This is a genomic window from Mycobacterium sp. IDUB_17 (assembly GCF_055419465.1).
This window is the reverse complement of record NZ_JBVAXS010000001.1, coordinates 1,204,536-1,225,631: the sequence shown is the minus strand read 5'-3', so window position 1 is coordinate 1,225,631 and position 21,096 is coordinate 1,204,536. Positions and strand designations below refer to the sequence as shown.

Sequence of the window (21,096 nt, the reverse complement as noted above, 5' to 3'; positions counted from 1 at the left end):
GATCAGGGCGATCCCACGCCGGGAATGTCGACGCGTGCCTGCAGGATCCGACCCGTCGAGGAGCCGGCCAGAAGACCTTCGTGAGTTGTTTCGTCGACCACGAGATACAGCGTTCGTCCGTCGTGGCCGCCCAGCGCCGGGGCCACCGCCCATCCGCTGTCGATCTCGATGCGATGGGTGATCTCGCCACCGGCGAGCACGCGCAGGAACTCCCCGGTGTCATAGCAGCCGACCCAGACGCCTCCCGCGGTGTCGACGCACAACCCGTCGGGGTGCCGGTGCGGACCGAGGTCGGCGAACACGGTCGGCGAACTGAGGCTGCCGTCGGGACCGGCGGTGAACGCCAGCAGCCGCGAGCCGTGTGTCTCGCTGACCACCAGGGTCGACTCATCGGGTAGGAACGCCAGGCCATTGGGCATCGACAACCCGGTGGCGACCACCTGCACGGTGCCGTCGGGGGCGACCAGGCCGATCCCGCCGGTCAGGCCGCCGCCGTCGGCGATGTATAGGTCGACGTACGTCCGGCCGTCCGGCGCAACCACCAGATCGTTGGTGGACCACGCCAGGTCGCTGACGTCGTAGGTGGCCGTCACGCTCCCGCGCGCGTCGGCATGGTGCAGCCTCGCTGCGAAGAGCGTCGACACCACGAGGGTTCCGTCGGGTAGCCACCCGAGACCGGAAGCACGCGCGAGCTCGACCTCGACTGCGAGGTCACCGGCCGCGCCGGCCGAGTAGACCCGGCCGGCCAGGCCATCGGTGAACCACAGGCGGTCACCGTGCCAACGGGGCCCCTCGCCGTAGACGATCCCGTCGATGAACGGGACTGCGGCGAGGGCCTCGATGGATGTCATCGGGCCCTCAGGTCCGGTTCAACCGATCAGGTGAACGGGAGGAAGTCGCCGTTGACCCAGACGCCCCAGTGGCCGCCGGCAGGCAGGTTCCACCAGACCATCGGCTTGCCCTGCCAGGTCTCAGCCGGCTTCTTCGGCGCGTTCGGCGGTGGCGGCAGGCTCGGATCCGGTTCCGCGCTCGCGATGGCGGTGCCGAGGCCGAGGGCGGCCCCGATCAGGCCTGTGGCCGCGATGGTGGCCAGGGTTGCCTTGCTTCCGAACATGAATGTCCACCTCGGTGCTTGACTCTGAACTTGGATACCCGAAGCTTAGCCAAACGAAGTGATTGAGTCTGCACTTGAGGTCGGCGACGGGGTCATACGTCATCCTGAACCAGCGCGACATGGGCTGACACCGAGATCAGCAAGATTTCGGTCTTCGATGTCGAGAACGCCGCGATGGCTCCGTCCCAGATGTGAGCGACCAACTAGGGTCGCGAACCTGAAGGGAGAATCACATGGCCAAGTACCTGTTTCTCAAGCACTACCGAGGCGCGCCCGCGTCCGTCAACGACATCCCGATGGACCAGTGGACACCAGACGAGATCCAGGCCCACCTCCAGTACATGAACGACTTCGCGGACCGGCTGAAGGACAGCGGTGAGTACGTCAACAGCCAGGCCCTCGCCCCGGAGGGCGCCTGGGTCCGCTACGACGGCGAGGGCAGGCCACCGGTGACCGACGGCCCGTTCGCCGAGACCAAGGACCTGATCGCGGGCTGGATGATCGTCGACGTCGACTCCTACGAGCGGGCCGTCGCGCTGGCCGGAGAACTGTCGGCGGCGCCCGGCGCCGGCGGCAAGCCGATCCACGAGTGGCTCGAGGTGCGCCCGTTCCTGACGGCCTCGTCGACCGTCACCGAGTAGATGGCCGCCGGCGCGGTGGACGAGCAGCAACTCCGCGATCTGATTCCCGGTGTCCTGGCTGCCCTCGTCCACCGCGGGGCCGACTTCGCGACGGCCGAGGACGCCGTGCAGGAAGCCCTGGTCCGGGCCTGGGAAACCTGGCCGAGCCGCCAACCCGACGACCCGAAGGGCTGGCTGATCACCACGGCGTGGCGGCGTTTCCTCGACGTCACCCGCTCCGACGCGGCGCGGCGTGACCGTGAGGTCCGGGTCTCGACCGAACCGGCCGCCGGAGCCGCGCCCGCGGCCGACGACACGCTGCAGCTCTGCTTCCTGTGCGCGCATCCGAGCCTGACCTCGTCGTCCGCCGTCGCATTGACGCTGCGCGCGGTCGGCGGCCTGACCACACGCCAGATCGCGCAGGCCTATCTCGTGCCGGAATCGACGATGGCGCAACGGATCAGCCGCGCCAAGCGCACTGTGGCCGAGGTGCGGCTGGACAGTCCCGGGGACCTGGGCACCGTGCTGAGCGTGCTGTACCTGGTGTTCAACGAGGGCTACAGCGGCGATGTCGACCTGGCGGCCGAGGCGATCAGGTTGGCCCGTCAATTGGCCAGGACCACCGACGATCCGGAAGTCAGCGGCCTGCTCGCACTGTTCCTGCTGCACCATGCCAGGCGCCCGGCTCGCACCCGCGCCGACGGGAGCCTGGTTCCGCTGGCGGAGCAGGACCGCACGCTGTGGCAGCGCCATCTCATCGCCGAGGGCGTGTTCGTGCTGCAAGCCGCGCTGGCACGCGACCGGCTCGGGCAGTACCAGGCGCAGGCGGCGGTGGCGGCGCTGCATGCCGACGCCCAGTCCGCCGAGGACACCGACTGGGTGCAGATCGTCGAGTGGTACGACGAACTCGTGGCGCTCACCGACAGTCCGGTGGTGCGACTCAACCGCGCTGTCGCCGTAGGTGAGGCCGACGGGCCGCAGGCGGGGTTGGCCGCGCTCGCCGAACTCGACCCGGCACTGCCGCGCCACACCGCGGCGGCCGCCTATCTGCACGAGCGTGCGGGCGACATCTCGATGGCGACACGGCTCTACGTGAAGGCGGCGGCCGAGGCGCAATCGCTGGCCGAGCGCAACCATCTCACCCTGCGGGCATCTGTTCTGCACGGTCGCATTTCCAGGGAGGACGGCTAACCTCCTAGTTGTGGGCAGCAGTCGAATGAGGGTGTTGATCATCGGTGGGGGATTCGGCGGTCTGTTCTGTGCGCGCCGACTGGGCGGAACCGACGTTGACGTGACCCTGCTGGACCGGGCGGCGGGACACTTGTTCCAGCCCCTCCTGTACCAGTGCGCCACCGGAACGTTGAGCTTCGGACAGATCAGCCGTCCGCTGCGTGAGGAGTTCGAGCGACACCGCAACGTGACCACGTTGCTCGGCGAGGCGGTCGACGTCGACCCGCAATTGCGGCAGGTGACCGCCCGACGGCCGGATGAGACGACGTTCACCATCGACTACGACGTGCTCGTGGTGGCCGCGGGGATGCAGCAGTCCTACTTCGGCAACGAGCACTTCGCGCAGTGGGCCCCGGGGATGAAGACGCTCGACGATGCGGCCAACATCCGTCAGCGGGTGTTCACCGCCTTCGAAATCGCCGAGACGTTGCCGCCGGGACCTGAGCGTGACGGTTGGCTCACGTTCGCCGTCACCGGTGGTGGCCCCACCGGGGTGGAGCTGGCCGGGCAGATACGAGAGATGGCAACCCGCACTCTGGCGCACGAGTTCCACAGCATCGAGCCCGAGGAAGCCAGAGTGCTGCTGTTCGACGGTGGCGAACGGGTTTTGAAGGCTTTCTGTCCGGAACTGGGCGAGAAGGCGACCCGGTCGCTACAGCGGCTGGGCGTCGAGTTGCACATGGGTGTCCACGTCACCGACGTCGGCCGGGACGGCGTGACCGTCAGCCCGAAGGCCGGCGGTCCCGACGAGCAGTACGTGGCACGCACCGTGTTGTGGACGGCCGGAGTGGAAGCCGTGCCCTTTGCCCGGCATGTCGCCAAGGTGTTGGGCGCGGAGTCTGACCGTAGCGGGAGAATCACTGTCGGACCGGATCTTTCGGTCGCCGGCTATCCCGAGATTTTCGTGATCGGAGATCTGGCCGGCCGCGAGAATCTGCCCGGGGTCGCCGAGAACGCGATGCAGGGTGGGCTGCACGTCGCTTCGTGCATTCGTCGCGAACTCGCCGGCAAGCCCCGACGGCCGTTCCGCTACCGGGACCTCGGCTCAGCGGCGTATATCGCTCGGGGACAGGCACTTCTGCAAGTCGGGCCGGTCAAGGTCGCTGGTGTTCTCGGGTGGCTGGCATGGGGTTTCCTCCACATCGCATTTCTGACCGGCATCCGTAACCGGGTCAGTACGGTCAGCACCTGGCTGGCCACCATCGCGCGGGCCCGTCGCGCGCACCGGGCGTTCATGCTCGGAGCGACCGGTCTTCCCGAGCAGCGCTACACGTGGACCACATGGGACGCGCTGACACCGCCGCCGCCCGAAGTGCCTCCGGGCGGAAGCGACGGCTAGTACAGCAACAACAGTTGTGACCAATATGGCTGTTGCGGTGAGTGATCCGCTGTGCAGTCAGAGGTGCTGGAGTGGTCGACAGGGCACCGCGTTGAGTGCGCGGTTCGTAGCAGGCGGCGAAGAAGAAGGGCGTCTTGATTATGGGTATCTTCTTGAAGATCACTTATGATTCACAAGGAGGGAAAACGGCGGAAAAGGCCACCATAAACCAGGGCATCCTGGACGACGTTCTCAATAGCCTGAATGACTACGCCTGGCAGGATCGAATTGCTCCCCAATTGCGGAACCTTGATGCCCAGTTCAGCCACATTGCGCTCGGCCTGATCCTGCGGTTCTATCACAAGGTCAATGTCGAGAAGGGCGACCTGAGGTCGCTTGTTCGGTATATCAAGAAAGACGACAAGCTTCTGGTCGATCAGATGCTCGTCGTAGACGAGTATGAGGAGCTATCGGAATGGGAGACGAGGACACATCTTTGCGACGATATCGTGAGTCATCTTGAGCAATCCCTCATGAAGTACAGGGACCGCTTCCAAGACTTTGATGCCGTTGCGTTCATTCCGTTCCTCAGAGAGAGATTCGAAGAGATCAAGCAGCAAGGAAATCGCTAGGGCGTGTCTCCTAGATAGGCGTGCCTGCGTTGGCGACACTGGGCAGCGTGTCTCGCACCGAACACCTCACCGATGCGCAGTGGTCGCTGATCGAACCGATGTTGCCGTCTTCTGACGGCCTGCGGGGTCGCCCGTTGCGGAACAATCGCCGGGTCGTCGAGGGCATCGTGTACCGGGTACCGCGCTGGTATTGCGTGGCGCGACGTGCCTGTGGAATTCGGTCCGTGGCAGACGATCTGGAAGCGTCACCGTCGCTATGCCGGCGACGGAACCTGGGACACGATCTTGGCAGCGCGGACCCGGCCGGACGCGGTGCTCGGCGACAAGGCTTACTCGTCGAAAGCCAACCGGAGGCATCTGCGGGCACGGGGCATCGAGGCGGTGATCACCGAACCGAACAAACTCGCGCTTACCTACCGAGCCGGCGTGATGCTCTCAGCAGTTTGTACCTGGCTCAGGCTCCTTGCCGATTAGGAGACATGCCCTAGATCCTGGACACGCAGACCGGCTGAGGTGCGCTACGCGCCTCGGGCCGGCCGGGCCTGAAGGTCGGGGGCGGCGGCCGCGAGCAGGGCCTGTCGGTCACCGGTCAGCGGCGGGTAGATCCGTTCGGTGTTGATGGTCTTCTTGGTGGCCTTGGCCGCCGCGCCCGTCGCCACGACATCGCGATCCCAGCCCTCGGTGTAGACCGCACCGGCCGGGCCTAGATCGAGAACAGTGACATACCAAGGGATTCGCAGCGCGCGCATGGGCCGACCGAGCAGGTCGCCGATCACGTTGTATCCGGCGTATCGGCCCATCGGCCTGCCGTGTTGACACGACATCACTGACAGGTGGCCATCGTCGACCCGCGCGGCGGCCACGTCGCCGGCCGCGAACACCGCAGGCACACCCTCGACGCGCAGGTAGTCGTCGACCGGCAGCCGACCGAACCGGTCCAGTGTCACCGGCAGTTGCGCCGTCAGTGCGTTGGCGCGCATTCCCGCGCACCACACCACGGTGGCCGTGGGTATCGTGTCGCCCGATGACAACGTCACTGCGCCGATATCGACGGCGCGCACGCTGACACCGGTCATGACCTGAACTCCGTTGTCGCACAATGCGGTTTCGATCACCGGGCGCGCCGAGGCGCCCATGTCCGAGCCGACCTGCGGGTTGTGGTCGACGAGCAGGACCTTCGGCGCCGGGGAGCCGTCGAAGATCGCGGCGAGCCTCGTCGGCAATTCGCAGGCGGTCTCGATGCCGGTGAGTCCCGCCCCGACCACAACGACCGTGCCGGCGCCCGACGTCTGGGGATTGGCGGCCAACGTATCCAGATGAGCCGCGAGGCGGCTGGCGCCGGCGAACGTGTCGACGTCGTAACCGAACTCGGCCAGTCCGGGGATATTTGGTCGTGCGACCCGGCTGCCGGCGGCCAACACCAGTCGGTCGTAGCCGAGGGTCAGCGTTCGTCCATCCTGGTGCGCCGTGACATTCCGGGCCCCGGCATCGATTGCGGTGACCTCGGCGAGGACATGGACGATGCCGACGGGATCCAGCAGCTTCTCCAACGGGATTCGGCAGTCGGTGAGATCGGTCTCGTAGTTGCGGACGCGGATGTCGTGGAAGGGACGCTCGCTGACCACCGTGATCTGCACGCCGTCGGCCGCTGGTCCGAGTTCGTCGACGCGCCTGGCCGCACCGAGCGCCGCCCACAACCCGGCGAAACCTGATCCGACGATCAGTACTCGCCCCACTGGTTCAGCCTGCCATGCGAGACAAATCGGGGTCGCCGATCAGCGCGCCGGCTGCCCAGACGCGACCTGTTCATCGCGTGAGCCCAGCGCGTCACCGGTGGGGTATGCGACGATGCACGGACCGCCCGGTACTCGCCTTGTTTCGCGAACAGGAGTTTTCCCGGGTGTGACAGAGAGGACCGCCGGATAGATGACCGAAGCGCACCGCGCCACGCTCCCCGTCAAACGGGCGAAGCTCGCGATCGCAGGCTTGACCGTCGTCGGTGCTGTGCTGGCCACCGCCGGTCAGGCGGCAGCAGACCCTGTCGTGCCCGACCCGGCACCGGCACCGTCGGATCCGGCGCTGGCGGCCCCGCCGCCGCCCGCGCCGGTCGGTCCGCCGCAGGTGCCCGAGATCGCGAACCCGGTGTACGGCTCCGGGCAGTACGGATCGGGCCCGGTCGGCACGCTGAGGGATCTCTGGCATCAGGCCCACGACCCGGGCGGCTTCCAGGGCGGCGGGGGAGCGCCCGAGGGTGTCGCACCGCCTCCCGGCGCAGGTCCGGCTCCGCCGCTGCCGCCCGGCTACAAATCGATCAACGCTCCCGGCTCGGAGACACCGGCCACGGCGCCGGCACCCGGCAGCGCTCCGGCCGGCCCGGCGCTGCCACCTGGCTACTACTCGCTGAACGGCCCACCTCCGCCCGGATACGAGTACAACGCACCGGGTCAGCGCCCCCCGGCACCACCTGCGGCCCCTACGCCGTAACCGCGCGTCCCAATACGTGGCGCAGCGCCTGATCCAGGTGGGGATGGCGGAAGCGGTGATCGGCGGCGGTAAGAACCGCAGGAACGGCCCGCTGGCTGGCGCAGGCCAGTTCGCGGGCACCTTGATCGCCGAGCAGTACCCGTGGCCCCAGTGCGGGCACCGGCAGAACTGTCGGGCGGTGCAGGACGCGGCCGAGCGTGTCGGTGTATTCAGCGTTACGCACCGGCTCCGGGGCCACGGCGTTGACCGGGCCGGACAGTCCCTCGTCCCACAACGCGCGGTAGTAGATGTCGACCAGGTCGTCGATGCCGATCCAGGGCAACCATTGTTGTCCGTCGCCGATGCGGCCGCCGAGCCCGACGGTGAACAGCGGACGCAACAGTCGAAGCGTGCCGCCGCTCGGAGATTGCACGATCCCGGTACGGATCCGCACCACGCGCGCCCCGGATTGTTCCGCCGGGGCCAGCGCGTCCTCCCAGTCGGCCACGACATCGGCGAGGAACCCATCGCCGCGCTCACTGGTCTCGGTGAGAACCTCGTCGGCGCGGTCGTACCCGTAGAAACCGACCGCTGACGCGCTGACCACCACCTGCGGCCCGGGATCGGTGTCGGCGATCAGTTCGGCGAGCCGGCGGGTCGGCCCGATGCGGCTGTCGCGAATCGCGCGGCGGTGCCCATCGGTGAACCGACCGGCGATCGAAGCACCGGCAAGGTGGATGACGGCGTCGACCCCGGTGAGCAGGTCCGGGTCGGGATCGGTCGGGTTCCATTGCCGTTCAGCAGGTTTGGTTGCCGCGTGGCGGACCAGCCGGATGACGCGGTGGCCACCGGTGCTCAGAAATGCGGTCAACGCCGACCCGACCAACCCGGACGCGCCAGTGACCGCGACCGTCAGCGGCGCCAGTCCCTGTGCGCGGGCCTCTTGGTGGGACGCGAGGTCGTCGGCGAGTTGGCGATGCCGGTAGGCGAACATCGGACGCAGGAAACGGCCGGGCACCGGCGTCTCGACGCGGTCGGTCATTCGGGTGTGGGTGGCGTCGACGGCATCGAATTCGTGAATATGCTTCCAGCGCAACGCCAGTGCCGCGGGCAGCGAGGCCGGCCCGCCGCGGGCTATCTGGTCGACGAAGCGTCGTGGCGGGTCGTACGCGTCGGCCTGGTGCTCAGCCACCCAGCGCAGCCCGCCGGGGAGCGCGAGTTCAGCGCGGCCGTCGCGCAATGAAGTGGCCTCGGACTTGAGCTGCATCGCCTGCCACGGCGGTGACAGCCTGGCGAACGCGCCCGGTCGGCTGTGCCAGGCGAAGACTTCGTCCTGCGGGGCGTCGATGATGCTGGAGTACACCAATCCCATCGGACGACGTTACCTGCAGGATCCGAGCCGGGGGCGGCTCCGTGACCGCCTTTGCGGGGTAGCCTGCCTCGCCCGCATGCCGGCATAGGCGAACAACAGTCCGGTACCGATCTCGGAAAGGGCTGTCACCCAGGAGAACCAGGTGACATTGATGCGGGGACCGCTGAGGTAGCTGTCCTGGAAATCCGGCCAGAAATTCGGCAGCAGATGTGCATAGGTGAACAGCAGCGCGCTGCCGACACCGGTGAAGATCGCGACGTCGGCTGCTCGGGGATGGCCGCGCAAGGCCATGGTGATCGCGATGATGACGACCACGCCCTGAATCATGCCGCCGGCCATGACGAACATCGGTGACGCCGACATTCCGCGGAGCAGATGGTCGAGCACGTGCAATCCCCAGCCGGCCAGGAATGTCCATGCTGTCAGACGCAGAAAGCGTTGTGTCTGAACGGTTGTCGGTGTCGTCATGGGACCCCCATTCGAACTACTACACGCGATAGTAGAACGGTGGGGCACCTGTGGCAATAGCGAGCAGGGCGGTCGCTACCCGTGGCACCCTTGGCACATGGCGATTGGGCGATCTGATCGAATGGGCCGGCGGTGATCCTTCCCAAGATCCGCGATCCTCGCTTCATCACCATCCGACGCGGCGGCACCCTGACCGATTCGGATCACCGCCTCCTCGCCTTGTGGGCGGCGTCGTGCGCAGAGCACGTGCTGCATCTTTTCGAGTCGGTTCAACCCGGGGATCCTCGACCACGTCAGGCCATCGATCACGCCCGGGCCTGGGTCCGCGGCGAGGTCAAGATGATGCAGGCGCGTGCAGCGGGCGGTCACGCCATGGGGGCGGCCCGAGACCTGCGTGGGCCGGCGCGGCACGCGGCGTATGCGGCCGGTCAGGCCGGGGCCGTGGCCCATGTGGCAGCGCACGAACTCGGTGCGGCGGCGTACGCCATCAAAGCCGTGCGCGCCGCGGCCTCGAATGGAGATGCTGACGCCGCGGGTCGGCTCGAATGTCAGTGGCAGCGTGACCAGCTCCCGGATGCGATTCGAGACCTGGTCCTCGACGACCAGCGCCTACGCAATGACATCTGCTGGTCGGTCTTCGCGAACGGGTCGAGCTAGGCGGGGCGCAGGATCGCGACGAGGAAATCCGAGTCTTCGGTGAAGGGGCGCACATCCCACGTCGACAACAACAGGTCCGGGGTGAACCCGGCCGTTGCCGCGTCGTCGAGGAACTGACCGAACTCGTATTCGCGGCCGGCTCCGAATCCGATCACCGCACGGCCGTCGTCGGCGAGATGGGCGCGCAGTCGGGTCAGGACCTGGACCCGGGTGCTCGGGGCGAGGAATGTCATCACGTTGCCTGCCGACACGATGATGTCGAACGCGTCGGCGATGCCCCGTGCCGGCAGGTCGAGCTCGGCAAGGTCGCCGACGAGCCACCGCGGTCCGGGATGGTCCTTTTTGGCTGCTTCGATCAATGCCGGGTCGACGTCGACGCCGACCACCTGGTGTCCGGCCGCGGCCAGATATCCGCCTACCCGGCCGGGACCGCAGCCGGCATCCAGGATGCGGGCATTGCGCGACGCCATCGCGTCGATCAGGCGAGCTTCCCCGGCCAGGTCCTCACCGGCGCGCGCCATGGCACGAAAGCGTTCGATGTACCAGTTCGAATGCCCGGGATCGGCCGCGACCTTTTGCATCCAGATACTCCGCTCGACCATGTGAGCATTGTTGCAAGCGGATGCCGGGCCCGGGCCGGGCGGTGTGGCTCAGCCCTGGGCGTCGAGGATCTTGATCGCGAAGACCAACGAGTCGCCCGGCTGGATACCGGCAGCGGGCTGCCCCTGGGGGTAACCGTCGGCAGAGGTCATCGCCACCGCCACGGTGGAACCGACCTTCTGTCCTGAAATGGCTTTCTGGAAGCCCGGCACGACGCCGTTGAGCGGGAAGTCGACCGGTTCGCCACGTTGGTAGCTGCTGTCGAACACCGATCCGTCGCGTCCGTTGACGCCCATGTAGCAGACGGTGACGTTGGCCGACGGTGCGACGACGGGCCCATCGCCGGCCTTGAGGGTCTGCACCTGCGTCTGGGCCACGCTGAACGGTCCGTCGACCTTGACCACCGGCGCCGCGGTATCGGTGGAGCCGGTGACCGCGACGCTGCCGGTCGCCCCGGACATCGTCCATTCGGGGGCGCCCGCGTTCTGGGGCGCTGCGGTCGGGCACGTGCTGGCCTCGGTTGCGGTCTCGGCGATCGAGGGCGTGAGCACCTCGGCGACCGACGGCGTGCTCGGCGAGGAGGTGGCCGAGGACTTTTCCGTGTCGGAGCCGCACGCGGCGAGCGCCATGGTCAACGACGCGGCACAGGCCACGAGCGCAACGGAGGAAGGCACGCGAAAGGAGTTCATGCCTCGTCACGCTACAGCGGCGGGAAGTGGTGCCCGCCGATAGCCGGGCACTCGCCGGTTCCCTCATCGTCGGGATCGGTGAATTCTGTCGGAATTGTGAAAATGCAACAATTCGATACGGGTGGGTCGAGATATTCATCGATAGGCACCGGATGCTGTTTGCCCGTGATAGCGTCGCCGCAGGCAGACCGTTTATCCACACCCGAGGACACGGATTATGGCCAACAATTCCATGGGTGACTTTGTCAGCCAGTTGCGCCCAGCACTACATCGGCTCCAGGACTGGCCTTATCCCGATCAGATAGACCACACCCTCTTCGGTGCCTTCATGAAGAACCCGCACGACGTCGGCGGCGATCCTGACGCCCCGGCGATCTTCGAAGAAAAAGAAGAAGAGGCGTGGGAACTCAATACCTTTGTCACGTGTGAGGTTCTCGGCTGGCGTGGTATTTGGACGTCCGAAGAACGGCGGCGGCTGGGAAACGTCGATGTGGGGCGGACGATCTACCACGGCTTCCCCTATTACGGCCGGTGGGTGTGGGCTATCGCCCGACTCCTGGTCGAGAAGGACCACATCACGCTTCGCGAGTTGTTGGAGCGAGTCGATGAGGTGCGCGCCCGCGTGGCCGCAGGTGCCGTGGACGCGCTGTCGGCCGCACCGCGCAGCGTCGGTGATCCGACGACGGTCTCGAGGAACCACCATCACATCGAGGCGCTGGGGAAGGGCGATCCGCAACGGTTCGCCGGCCAGGCCGGCACTCCTCGGTTCGCCGTCGGTGATCGGGTGCGTGTGCGGGATCTCCCGACGATCTTCTACACCCGGACCCAGGAGTATCTGCGCGGCAAACCGGCGACGGTCGTCGAGGTGTCCTACGAGAGCCTGGTGCCCGAGGACGAGGCGTTCGACCGCGAAGAGCAGAAGCCTCAGTGGTTCTACATCGTGCGCTTCAACATGACAGATGTCTGGGACCCGTACGCGGGCGCCGAAGGCGACACCCTTCAGGCCGAGATCTCCGAATTGTGGTTGCAGCCGCTCGGTTAGACCGCTCATTCGACGGACGAACAGGAATGCGAAATGACGCACGACGACGCCGCACATTCACATCACGATGCTCCTGAGCGGCACGCGGCCCCGATGGTCGAGGAAGTGACCGATTTCGAGGTCCTGGAGATCGCGCTACGCGAATTGGCTATCGAGAAGGGCCTGTTCACCGCAGAAGACCATCGGCACTACACCGAGTTCGTCGAACAGATCGGACCGGCGCCGGGGTCGCGATTCGTCGCGAAGGCCTGGGTCGATCCGGATTTCAAGCAGCTGGCGCTCACGGATCCCATCGCCGCCAGTAAGGAAGTGGGAATCGATTGGCTGCACCCGACCGGATTCGGGACGCCCAGTGACTTCACGGCGCTGGAGGTGCTCGAGAACACGCCGACTTTGCATCACGTGATCGTCTGCACCTTGTGCTCGTGTTATCCGCGGCCGCTTCTCGGCAACTCTCCTGAGTGGTATCGGACGCCCAACTACCGGCGTCGGATCGTGCGCTGGCCGCGTCAGGTACTCGGGGAATTCGGCCTTTTCCTGCCCGATGACGTCGAGATCCGTATCGAGGACTCCAATTCCAAACGCCGATTCCTGGTGATGCCGGTCCGGCCCGCCGGAACCGAGGGCTGGACCGAGGAGAAACTCGCCGAGATCGTCACCCGCGATTGCATGATCGGTGTTGCCCTGCCGAAGCCAGGCGTGACGACGAATGCGCAGCGTCCGGTGCATGCAGCGGTCCGGCCGGCCGAAGGGTACTGAGGGACAGCCGATGGCAGACGACGACGTGACGACAGTCAGGGTGCGGACGCTGGAGGAGCTTGTCGGGCGCGGGCAGGTGTGGCCCCGCATGGCGCAGAAGTATGGCGTCTCCAACCTGGTACCGCCGTGGAAGTCGAGTCTGGACGGGATATGCGACGCACTCGACCACGAGGGAGTGACTCTGCCGTTGCTCACCCGCCGAAACGATGAGGACCGTCTGGTCAACGAGGTGTATGTGACGCTGCCGTACCCGGAGAACCAGCTTGCCGCACTGACGCATTCGCTGATTGCCAGGAACATCATCGATGAGCAGTCACTGGCCGAACGTATGCGGGAGGTCCGGGCCCGACTCGAGGCGGACTGACCGGGAATTCAGTACCGGCGGTGTCCATTTCGGCCACGTGGGTGACCCGACGACGAATCCGCCGGCGATCTGAGCGACGATCCGCGGGCCTCTGATGGTGCTGTTGTCGTAGAACATCGCCGAGTCCACCCGCACCGCGGCGATCGCTACAAGATTCCAAAGTCGTTGGTAGCGTTCACGAATCTTCGTCTCGGGGACGTCGTGGCCGCCGGCCCGCACCCGGTGGTGCACTCGTTGCACAGCCAGGTCTTCGGGGATCAGGACGCAGTGCAGGATCACGGTGTACCCCGCCGCGTGTGCGGTGTCGATGAGCTCGAGCTTGGACGGGTGGGAGAACACCGTCTCGGCGATGAAGGACTCACCGAGCTCGATGAGTTTGGCCCGGGTTTCGGCGGCGACCAGCGCCGCCTCGTAGGAGTGCGGGGCCGGGTCTTCGGGCCAGCGTCGTTTGGCGATTTCGTCTGCGTTGACGAATGCGCTGCCGGGGAGCAGCGGTGAGAGGGTGAGTTCGACGAAGGTGGATTTGCCGGCGCCGTTGCAGCCGACGACGAGGTCGAGGCGCTTCACCGTGCGGCGGTACGGTCCAGATCAGCGCAAGCCACGATCACCGCTGGTGCGCCAGTACCGCAGTGCTGCCGTCGGGGCGGTACTGCACGATCTCGCCATTCTCGTCGAGCGCCACGGTGGTGATCCCGCGTCCGGCCAGCGTCTTGCCGTAGTCGGCGCGCGCCAGGCTCTCCTCGATCGAGGCGGTGATCTCGGCGTCGAACACCGCGCCTTCCTCGGCCGTCAACTCCCGAAGCGGGGTATCGCCTGCCAACGCGGACTCCACCTTGCGGCGTGCCGCACTGTGCTGGCTCGACACGGCCCGGCCCACACGGGCCCAGTGGTCGAGTTGCTGCTTGGCCGACCGGCTCTGACGTGCGCCTTCCGCGGCGGCACTGTCCATCAGGTCAGCGGCGAACCGGGTTACCCGATCTGCGGTTTCGGTCATGATGGACCTCCGTTGTAGCAGTCTGAAACCAGCGTAGCAGAATGCTACAAAGCTGGCTTGTCCTGATGTTATATCGCCGCCAATCGCTTCGCGATCTCGCCGTACCGCTCGAATCGTTCGGGCCCGCCGAGCGCGTTGTAGAGCACGATGCGGGTGGCGATTCCGGCGTATTTGGCCGTCAACGCGTCCGCGAGTCCATCCCAGGTCGATTCGGTGGCAAAGGCGGCGATGTGATCGTCGGTGATCTGGGCCGCCATGCCGGCGATGTCACCGGCTTTCTGCTTTTCGCGCAGGCGTGCGGTGGTGCCGTCGAAACCCGCCTCGTCCCAGATGAAGGCATAGTTCGGCGTGCTGCCGTAGAAGCTCATGCTGGCCCGCACGAACTCGCGCTCGTTGGCGCGTTCTTCGTCGCTGTCGCCGACGATCGTCATCACGGGGATGATCTTGGCGATATCGGCGGGGGAGCGGCCCGCCTTGGCCGCGCCGGCGGCCAGGTTGGGTAGCACGTGGCGGGCGATATAGCCCGGCTCGCCGATCGGATGGACGTGTACGCCGTCGGCAACTTCGCCGGCCATGCGCAGCATCCACGGATTCACGGCGGCGATGTCGACCTTGGGATCGGGTGCGTCGATCGGTCCGGGGCTCCACTGGGCGGTGATGAAATCGAGGTCGTAGAAATCCCCGTGATGATCGAGCTTGCCAGTGCGGAATGCGGCGAAGCAGGCCTTCACGGCCAGCACGTAGTCGCGCAGGCGTGGGCCCGGTCGCTCGAAGGGCATCCCGTAGCGCCGGACCACGTGCGTGCGGACCTGTGTGCCGATGCCGAGCCGAAACCTGCCATCCGTTGCCTCCTGGAGTTCCCAGGCCGACGCTGCGGTGATGAACGGGCTGCGCGGAAAGGCAACGGCGACACCGGTCGAGAGCTCCAGGCCGGGAGCGGACTGAGACGCGACCGCCGCGTTGAGATACGCGGTGCGGCCGGTTTCGGTGAGTAGGAGCCCGGAGAATCCGGCGGACCGGGTGCGGCGGGCAAGGTCGCCGATTTTTGCCAGCGGCTGCGGAACGGTCATCACGTCGACGTACACGTGGGGAGCGTACGTGAGCGTGGGTGCCGAATACCTGTAATGCCTTTGAAGTCAACCGTTTCACGGCGCTGGGCGCCTAGACTTGTGGGAGATCAGGGCAATCGGACTCGTCGTCAACCAGAGCTCGTTGCAACTGAAGGAGGGGACCCATGGTCAGGATTCATACGGTCGTGGCGGGGGAGACTCTGTCAGCATTGGCGTTGCGGTTCTACGGAGACGCGGAGCTGTACCGGCTGATCGCGGCGGCCAGCGCAATTCCCAATCCCAACGCCGTCAACGTCGGGCAGAAACTCGTCTTTCCCGACTACGCGCGGTACACAGTGGCCCCAGGGGACACGTTGCCGGCCGTGGCCTCGCGTTTCTACGGGCACGCGGAGTTGTCCCGGCTGATCGCAGCCGCCAGCGGGATCGCCGAGGGCGACGCCCTCAATCCTGGGCAGCGGCTCATCGTCCCGGAACTCAAGAGATACACCGTCGCCCCAGGAGATACGTTGTCGGCGTTGGCATCACGCTTCTACGGTGATGCCTCGTTCTATCCGCCGATCGCCGGTGTCAACGGCATCCATGACCCCGGCCACATCAACCCAGGGCAGGCGCTCGTCATCTTCAGCGGTCGCAGCGACGGATTCGGCCTGCGGATCGTCGACCGCAATGAGAACGATCCGCGGCTGTGGTACTACCGATTCCAGACCGCCGCCATCGGCTGGAACCCCGGCGTCAACGTCCTGCTTCCCGACGACTACCACACCAGCGGCCGTACCTATCCCGTGCTCTACATGTTCCACGGCGGCAACGACGACTTCCGCTCGTTCGACTTTATGGGTATCCGCGACTGGACGGCCGGCAAGCCGATCATCGTGGTGATGCCCGACGGCGGGCACGCCGGGTGGTATTCCAACCCGGTCACCTCATTCGTCGGACCGCGCAACTGGGAGACGTTCCACATCGCCCAGCTGCAGCCGTGGATCGAAGCGAATTTCCGGACCTACGCCGAGTACGACGGCCGCGCAGTCGGTGGCTTCTCGATGGGCGGTTTCGGTGCGCTGAAGTACGCGGCCAAGTACTACGGTCACTTCGCCTCGGTCAGTGCCCATTCGGGCCCGGCCAGCCTGCGCCGCGATTTCGGCCTCGTGGTGCACTGGGCGAACATCACATCGGCGGTTCTGGATCTGGCCGGCGGAACCGTTTACGGCGCCCCATTCTGGGACCAGGCCAGGGTCAGTGCCGACAACCCGGTCGAGCGGATCGAGAGCTACCGCAACAAGCGGATCTTCCTTGTCGCCGGTACCAGCCCAGACCCGGTCAACTGGTTCGACAGCGCCAACGAGACCGAGGTGCTCGCCGGTCAGCGCGAGTTCCGTGATCTCCTCGGCCGCGCCGGTATCCCCTTCGAAGCACATGAGGTGCCAGGAGGTCACGTCTTCCGTCCCGACATGTTCTTCATCGACCTCGACGGGATCATCGCCCGCCTGCGCCCGGCGAGTGTCGTCAGCAACGTCTTGTAACAGCAATCACATCTATCCCATCTGTCACATTTGCATCAGAATTCATTTCTTTCACTGCCAACGCATCAGAAACTAAATTCACGGCAGTAGCCAATTGTCACAGCGGTCGGCGCCGAAATTTATGAGACGGGCGTCGCGCGCCTCCGGCCTGCCCTGTGTGCGACGTCAGGCCTGTGACCTGTACTTATCACGCTCCAGGGGTGAAGTATCGCCTTCCCCATTGGCCTCAAGAACCGCATAACTATTAAATAGACTCAAAGAAGATAATTAGACTCTCTAGCACGGCTATTCTACTTTCGCCTCATCGGTAAACTCCGTATCACGATGGGCTGCAAATAGTCTTTCGCCCCGCCATTACCGGCGTGCACGGGCAGTACACGCCGCCATGAAGGGATCGACATGCGCGTGCGCAAGGTCGTCACCGTGTTCGGGTTCATCGGTGCGATCGCCTTGGCTCAGACCCTCCTGACAGTCCCGCACGCCGGCGCAGAACCCAACTGGGACGCGATGGCGCAATGCGAATCGGGTGGGAACTGGTCAGCTGACACCGGTAACGGCTTCTACGGTGGGCTGCAGTTCACCCCGGCCACGTGGGCCTCCCATGGGGGAACAGGGTCGCCTGCCGCGGCGAGTCGCGAGGAGCAGATTCGCGTGGCCCGCAACGTGATGCAAACTCAAGGCCTCGGAGCGTGGCCGGTGTGCGGCGGACCGATCGGCCAGGCCACCGGAACCTGCCGGCAGGTGATGGTCTGGATCCCACTGAGAAACCTGCCACGGTTGTGCACCTTGGTGCTCAATCCGCTGGGCTGATCGCCCCTTCGCCCCCCGGAACTGTTCCAGCGCGAATGGACGACCAGCAGATGCTCACCGCTGCCCGCATCGAGGCCGAGCGGGTGCGGCTCAGAAAGGGACGCGACGACGACGCCGAGGGGCTCATCGAGACGCAGACCGATGAGCGGGTGCGCCGTTTCCTCGGCGGTCCCCGTGTCCAGGCGGATGTCCGCGCTGTGGTGACCTCAATCGGGGCGGCAACGTTGTTGGCCGCCGATGGCTGCTACATCGTGGCCGACCGGGAATCCGACGACATGCTCGGCATGGTGACACTCAGCCGACGCGATGCGGAATTGCCCGGTCATGTGCAGGACGGTGGCGGTGAGTTGGAGCTCAGCTATGTCTTTCGGGCACATGCGTGGGGCAGGGGCTATGCGGCCGACGCGGCGCGTGCGTTACTACGCTGCGCCGCACAGCAACTCGTTGACCAGCCGATCGTGATCGTCACCCAGGCGGCAAATGCGTCCGCGCTTCGCCTGGCCGACCGCCTCGGCTTCACACGAGTGGGAACCTTTGAGCAGTTCGGGGCCGAACAGGTGCTCGCGACCGTCCGGCTGGGGACGTTCCTGCCGCAGTAGCGCTTTCGCGTGTCGCCTTTACGCCGTGTGACCGTGCCCACGTGCGGTCAGGCAAAGTCTTGGGCCGCGCCGAACTCACTCTCAGCAAACCCTCAGTACGGGGCGGCAACATCTAGGTAGGCGCCGGCACGGCGCATAAATGTCGGTGTCGCAAGGGAAGAGGCAAGTGGATGAACCAGTGGTCGGGGATGTCGCCGCAAAATAGCAATCGGGAATGGGAAGCGAACCAGGCGGCGGATCAACGGAATCCGAGCCCGTGGAGCCGGAGGGGCTACCAGCAGCCGTACCCGCATTATGGGCTGCATCCTGAGATGACCCAGAAGTTCGACATGCCTGTCGCACAGGAAATTTCACAGCCGAAGAAGAAGTCCCGTGTTGGCGTGCTGGTCGCCGGCACGGCCGCAGTCGCCATGGCTACCGGAGCAGTCGCAGCAGTAGCGGTGGTGGACCATTCCGGAAAGCCCATGCCGGTTGCCCAGGCGCCGACCGCCGACCGCATCGGCAAACAGTCGCCTGCCACAGGAGCCGTTCCGGCGCAGCCGAAGGGTTCGGCACCGGCCGGATCGGTCGAACAGGTCTCGGCCAAGGTGCTGCCCAGCGTGGTGAAACTGCAGATCGAGACTGGACAGGGGCGTGAGGAAGGCTCGGGCATCGTCCTCAGCGAAGACGGGCTGATCCTGACCAACAACCACGTCGTGGCCGCCGCCGCCAGAGGTGCCGGCGATCAGGGGCCGATGGCCGCCGAGGCTTCACCCGGTGACCAGGCGCCGGGATTCCCGCGCGGCCTGTTCCCCGGCGGACGGATGCCGGGCGGTCAGTTCCCCGGTGACGAGCAGTATTCGCCGGACGGACCTTCGGCCAACAGCTCCGGACGGACCAGCGGCGCAATGAAGGCGACCGTGACGATGTCCGACGGTCGTACCGTGCCGTTCTCTGTTGTGGGCACCGACCCGGCCGACGACATCGCGGTGGTGAAGGCGCAGAACATCTCTGGGCTCACCCCGATCACGATCGGTTCGTCGAACGATCTGAAGGTGGGGCAGAACGTGGTTGCGGTCGGCTCACCGCTGGGCCTTCAGGGAACGGTGACGACAGGCATCATCAGCGCGTTGGATCGCCCGGTCGCGACCGGCGACGGGCAGACTGGCCAGCAGTCGGTGATGAGTGCCATTCAGACGGACGCGGCGATCAATCCGGGCAACTCCGGGGGCGCACTGGTCGACATGAACGGTGACCTCATCGGGGTCAATTCGGCCATCGCATCGTTGGGTGGCGGCCAAGGTTCGCAGGGCGGCGGGCAGGCCGGGTCGATTGGTCTGGGCTTCGCCATCCCGGTGGATCAGGCCAAACGTATTGCCGACGAGCTGGTTTCGACCGGAACCGTTCAGCACGCCTCGCTGGGTGTTCAACTCTCCGGCACCGACACCAGCGGCGCAGCGGTCGCCGGAGTCGTCAACGGTGGCCCGGCGGCAGCCGCAGGCCTGCCCAAAGGCGCGGTGATCACCAAGCTCGACAACAAGGTGATCGACGGTCCCGATGCGCTGGTCGCTGCTGTGCGCTCCAAGGCACCGGGCGACACCGTGACACTGACCTATGAGGACCCGTCCGGAGCATCGCGCACCGTGGACGTCACCCTGGGACAGGTGCAGGCGTAACGACCGCGGTGCGAGGCCCCAGCCTGGTGTTTCCGGGCTGGGGCCGCACAGCGAAAATGGGATGACGGTCGCGCGCCACATGTGTGACGATGCCTGGATGCCCAGCACACTCATCGAGGTCAGGCGCCCGTACACCGAATCAGAAGAGGTGGCGATCATCGATGCGGTGCACGATGCGCTGGTGACCGCGTTCCAGATACCTCCCGGCGACAAGCATGTCCGGCTGGTATCCCATGAACCACATCGGTTCTCGTGTTCGCCGGGTCTTACCCGCCCCGAGTTGTACACGCTTGTGGCCATCGACTGCTTCGCCGGCCGCTCGGTGCAGGCCAAGCGAAATCTCTACCGGGAGATCGTCACTCGTCTGGAGACGCTGGACATCCCGGCTGATCACATCACGATCGTCCTGCGTGAAAGCGCGCTGGAGAACTGGGGTGTTCGTGGCGGGCGGGCGGCCTGCGATATCGACCTGGGTTTCGACGTCAACGTCTGAACTGGGAGTTCTTCTGACGTCCGACACCGGGCAGAAATCGCCCGACCGTCGCGCAGTAGTCGCGATACGCCTGGCCGTGTGTGCGTAGCAGGTAGGGCTCTTCGACGACCCTGACCTGCAGTTCGATCGTGGCCGACAACACGACGAAGGCCAAGAGTGCGACCGGATTGGGCGTCATCAGGGTGATGCCGCCGGCAAAGACGAGCATGGCGGCGAAGATCGGATTGCGCACGGTCCCGAAAACCCCGGTGCGCACCAATGTTGTTGTCTCGCTGGGATCGACACCGATTCGCCAGGAGTCGCCCATGTCCAGTTGGGCATAGACGGTGAAGGCGATTCCGGCAACGGCCAGCAGTGTGCCCAGACCCTGGATCCACGGGGCATGCAGGAGGGCGATCGGTGTGACGAAGCCGAGCTGTTGCGCCACCGGAGCGGCAACGCCGACGATGATCGCACCGATGAATCCGACACCGGCCAACCATTCGAGCGAGCCGGGATTTCCGTGAATGCCGCGGAATCCCGTCGACCCGGTCTGCCGGTACTGGAGCCAACTTCGCCAGCCGAACCCCAGCAGCGCGAAGATCAGGTAGAGAATCAGTGCGGTCACGGCCATGGTCGTCATCTCCT

Annotated in this window: 26 protein-coding genes and 1 pseudogene; 16 read left to right on the top strand and 11 right to left on the bottom strand. The window is 65.9% G+C overall.

Features of this window, described 5'->3' with window-relative positions:
- Positions 1-2 precede the first annotated feature (2 nt).
- Together ACZYZ7_RS05845 and ACZYZ7_RS05840 are read right to left on the bottom strand one after the other, a co-directional pair.
- Positions 3-851, bottom strand: coding sequence for an SMP-30/gluconolactonase/LRE family protein (locus ACZYZ7_RS05845; RefSeq protein WP_463740451.1), 849 nt, complete (start codon positions 849-851; stop codon positions 3-5).
- A gap of 26 nt (positions 852-877) precedes the next feature.
- A complete protein-coding gene (locus tag ACZYZ7_RS05840) occupies positions 878-1,114 on the bottom strand; it encodes a hypothetical protein (RefSeq protein WP_135454854.1) in 237 nt (78 codons plus the stop codon).
- Between the two features lie 233 nt (positions 1,115-1,347).
- Between ACZYZ7_RS05840 and ACZYZ7_RS05835 the strand changes: the two genes are divergently transcribed.
- The 6 genes and pseudogenes from ACZYZ7_RS05835 (at position 1,348) to ACZYZ7_RS05810 (ending at position 5,388) form a co-directional block, all read left to right on the top strand.
- Positions 1,348-1,755: a YciI family protein gene (locus tag ACZYZ7_RS05835; RefSeq protein ID WP_135454852.1), complete on the top strand. Its 408-nt coding sequence runs from the start codon at positions 1,348-1,350 to the stop codon at positions 1,753-1,755.
- Positions 1,756-2,925 (top strand): RNA polymerase sigma factor, encoded by a 1,170-nt coding sequence (locus ACZYZ7_RS05830; protein ID WP_463740450.1) that lies wholly within the window; start codon positions 1,756-1,758, stop codon positions 2,923-2,925.
- Positions 2,926-2,950: 25 nt separating this feature from the next.
- Positions 2,951-4,303: an NAD(P)/FAD-dependent oxidoreductase gene (locus ACZYZ7_RS05825; protein ID WP_463740564.1), complete on the top strand. Its 1,353-nt coding sequence runs from the start codon at positions 2,951-2,953 to the stop codon at positions 4,301-4,303.
- A 140-nt stretch (positions 4,304-4,443) separates the two neighbouring features.
- The gene (locus ACZYZ7_RS05820) at positions 4,444-4,914 is read left to right on the top strand and encodes a hypothetical protein (RefSeq protein WP_135454850.1); all 471 of its coding nucleotides are present in this window, start codon (positions 4,444-4,446) and stop codon (positions 4,912-4,914) included.
- Between the two features lie 20 nt (positions 4,915-4,934).
- Positions 4,935-5,081: pseudogene (locus ACZYZ7_RS05815) on the top strand (transposase); the annotation flags it as partial.
- Complete coding sequence (locus ACZYZ7_RS05810; protein ID WP_463740563.1) at positions 5,026-5,388, top strand: transposase; 363 nt, start codon at positions 5,026-5,028, stop codon at positions 5,386-5,388. The pseudogene ACZYZ7_RS05815 and the gene ACZYZ7_RS05810, both read left to right, overlap by 56 nt.
- Positions 5,389-5,432: 44 nt before the next feature.
- Here ACZYZ7_RS05810 and ACZYZ7_RS05805 read toward each other — a convergent pair whose 3' ends face one another.
- Positions 5,433-6,650 carry an NAD(P)/FAD-dependent oxidoreductase gene (locus tag ACZYZ7_RS05805; protein ID WP_463740449.1) on the bottom strand — a complete coding sequence of 406 codons (1,218 nt, stop codon included), beginning with the start codon at positions 6,648-6,650 and terminating at the stop codon, positions 5,433-5,435.
- A 190-nt stretch (positions 6,651-6,840) separates the two neighbouring features.
- Between ACZYZ7_RS05805 and ACZYZ7_RS05800 the strand changes: the two genes are divergently transcribed.
- Positions 6,841-7,398 carry a hypothetical protein gene (locus ACZYZ7_RS05800; protein WP_463740448.1) on the top strand — a complete coding sequence of 186 codons (558 nt, stop codon included), beginning with the start codon at positions 6,841-6,843 and terminating at the stop codon, positions 7,396-7,398.
- Here the strand turns inward: ACZYZ7_RS05800 and ACZYZ7_RS05795 are convergent.
- Positions 7,388-8,749 carry a TIGR01777 family oxidoreductase gene (locus tag ACZYZ7_RS05795; RefSeq protein WP_463740447.1) on the bottom strand — a complete coding sequence of 454 codons (1,362 nt, stop codon included), beginning with the start codon at positions 8,747-8,749 and terminating at the stop codon, positions 7,388-7,390. The two genes, ACZYZ7_RS05800 and ACZYZ7_RS05795, sit on opposite strands and share 11 nt — an antisense overlap.
- A 9-nt stretch (positions 8,750-8,758) precedes the next feature.
- Complete coding sequence (locus ACZYZ7_RS05790) at positions 8,759-9,217, bottom strand: hypothetical protein (protein WP_463740446.1); 459 nt, start codon at positions 9,215-9,217, stop codon at positions 8,759-8,761.
- Positions 9,218-9,349: 132 nt separating this feature from the next.
- Here ACZYZ7_RS05790 and ACZYZ7_RS05785 point away from each other — a divergent pair, with 132 nt between their 5' ends.
- Complete coding sequence (locus ACZYZ7_RS05785; protein WP_463740445.1) at positions 9,350-9,874, top strand: putative immunity protein; 525 nt, start codon at positions 9,350-9,352, stop codon at positions 9,872-9,874.
- On the opposite strand, the gene ACZYZ7_RS05780 is transcribed toward ACZYZ7_RS05785, so the two are convergent.
- A complete protein-coding gene (locus ACZYZ7_RS05780; RefSeq protein ID WP_135454835.1) occupies positions 9,871-10,476 on the bottom strand; it encodes a class I SAM-dependent methyltransferase in 606 nt (201 codons plus the stop codon). The genes ACZYZ7_RS05785 and ACZYZ7_RS05780 overlap by 4 nt on opposite strands.
- Before the next feature lie 48 nt (positions 10,477-10,524).
- A complete protein-coding gene (locus ACZYZ7_RS05775) occupies positions 10,525-11,163 on the bottom strand; it encodes an FKBP-type peptidyl-prolyl cis-trans isomerase (protein ID WP_167857856.1) in 639 nt (212 codons plus the stop codon).
- A gap of 217 nt (positions 11,164-11,380) precedes the next feature.
- Here ACZYZ7_RS05775 and ACZYZ7_RS05770 point away from each other — a divergent pair, with 217 nt between their 5' ends.
- The 3 genes from ACZYZ7_RS05770 to ACZYZ7_RS05760 are packed head-to-tail and all read left to right on the top strand — an operon-like array spanning position 11,381 to position 13,328.
- Positions 11,381-12,205: an SH3-like domain-containing protein gene (locus ACZYZ7_RS05770; RefSeq protein ID WP_450071875.1), complete on the top strand. Its 825-nt coding sequence runs from the start codon at positions 11,381-11,383 to the stop codon at positions 12,203-12,205.
- A 33-nt stretch (positions 12,206-12,238) separates the two neighbouring features.
- Positions 12,239-12,964, top strand: coding sequence for a thiocyanate hydrolase subunit gamma (scnC, locus tag ACZYZ7_RS05765; protein WP_463740444.1), 726 nt, complete (start codon positions 12,239-12,241; stop codon positions 12,962-12,964).
- 10 nt (positions 12,965-12,974) lie between these two features.
- Positions 12,975-13,328, top strand: a complete 354-nt coding sequence (locus ACZYZ7_RS05760) for a thiocyanate hydrolase (protein WP_135454829.1) — start codon at positions 12,975-12,977, stop codon at positions 13,326-13,328.
- Here ACZYZ7_RS05760 and ACZYZ7_RS05755 read toward each other — a convergent pair.
- From ACZYZ7_RS05755 to ACZYZ7_RS05745, 3 genes are all read right to left on the bottom strand, one after another.
- Entirely contained in the window at positions 13,278-13,895 is a 618-nt protein-coding gene (locus ACZYZ7_RS05755) for a zeta toxin family protein (RefSeq protein WP_135454827.1), read from the bottom strand. The two genes, ACZYZ7_RS05760 and ACZYZ7_RS05755, sit on opposite strands and share 51 nt — an antisense overlap.
- 37 nt (positions 13,896-13,932) lie before the next feature.
- Entirely contained in the window at positions 13,933-14,322 is a 390-nt protein-coding gene (locus ACZYZ7_RS05750) for a TA system antitoxin ParD family protein (protein WP_135454825.1), read from the bottom strand.
- A gap of 68 nt (positions 14,323-14,390) precedes the next feature.
- The gene (locus tag ACZYZ7_RS05745) at positions 14,391-15,407 is read right to left on the bottom strand and encodes a TIGR03617 family F420-dependent LLM class oxidoreductase (protein ID WP_463740443.1); all 1,017 of its coding nucleotides are present in this window, start codon (positions 15,405-15,407) and stop codon (positions 14,391-14,393) included.
- A 149-nt stretch (positions 15,408-15,556) separates the two neighbouring features.
- Between ACZYZ7_RS05745 and ACZYZ7_RS05740 the strand changes: the two genes are divergently transcribed.
- The 5 genes from ACZYZ7_RS05740 to ACZYZ7_RS05720 all read left to right on the top strand — a co-directional run bounded on the left by ACZYZ7_RS05740 (position 15,557) and on the right by ACZYZ7_RS05720 (position 20,469).
- Entirely contained in the window at positions 15,557-16,912 is a 1,356-nt protein-coding gene (locus ACZYZ7_RS05740) for an alpha/beta hydrolase-fold protein (protein ID WP_463740442.1), read from the top strand.
- A 399-nt stretch (positions 16,913-17,311) separates the two neighbouring features.
- Positions 17,312-17,722 (top strand): transglycosylase family protein, encoded by a 411-nt coding sequence (locus tag ACZYZ7_RS05735; protein ID WP_450071872.1) that lies wholly within the window; start codon positions 17,312-17,314, stop codon positions 17,720-17,722.
- A 35-nt stretch (positions 17,723-17,757) separates the two neighbouring features.
- Positions 17,758-18,321 carry a GNAT family N-acetyltransferase gene (locus ACZYZ7_RS05730; RefSeq protein WP_463740441.1) on the top strand — a complete coding sequence of 188 codons (564 nt, stop codon included), beginning with the start codon at positions 17,758-17,760 and terminating at the stop codon, positions 18,319-18,321.
- Between the two features lie 383 nt (positions 18,322-18,704).
- Positions 18,705-19,976, top strand: a complete 1,272-nt coding sequence (locus ACZYZ7_RS05725) for a S1C family serine protease (RefSeq protein WP_463740562.1) — start codon at positions 18,705-18,707, stop codon at positions 19,974-19,976.
- A gap of 97 nt (positions 19,977-20,073) precedes the next feature.
- The gene (locus ACZYZ7_RS05720; protein WP_463740440.1) at positions 20,074-20,469 is read left to right on the top strand and encodes a tautomerase family protein; all 396 of its coding nucleotides are present in this window, start codon (positions 20,074-20,076) and stop codon (positions 20,467-20,469) included.
- On the opposite strand, the gene ACZYZ7_RS05715 is transcribed toward ACZYZ7_RS05720, so the two are convergent.
- Complete coding sequence (locus tag ACZYZ7_RS05715; RefSeq protein WP_463740439.1) at positions 20,459-21,082, bottom strand: methyltransferase family protein; 624 nt, start codon at positions 21,080-21,082, stop codon at positions 20,459-20,461. The two genes, ACZYZ7_RS05720 and ACZYZ7_RS05715, sit on opposite strands and share 11 nt — an antisense overlap.
- Positions 21,083-21,096 lie beyond the last annotated feature (14 nt).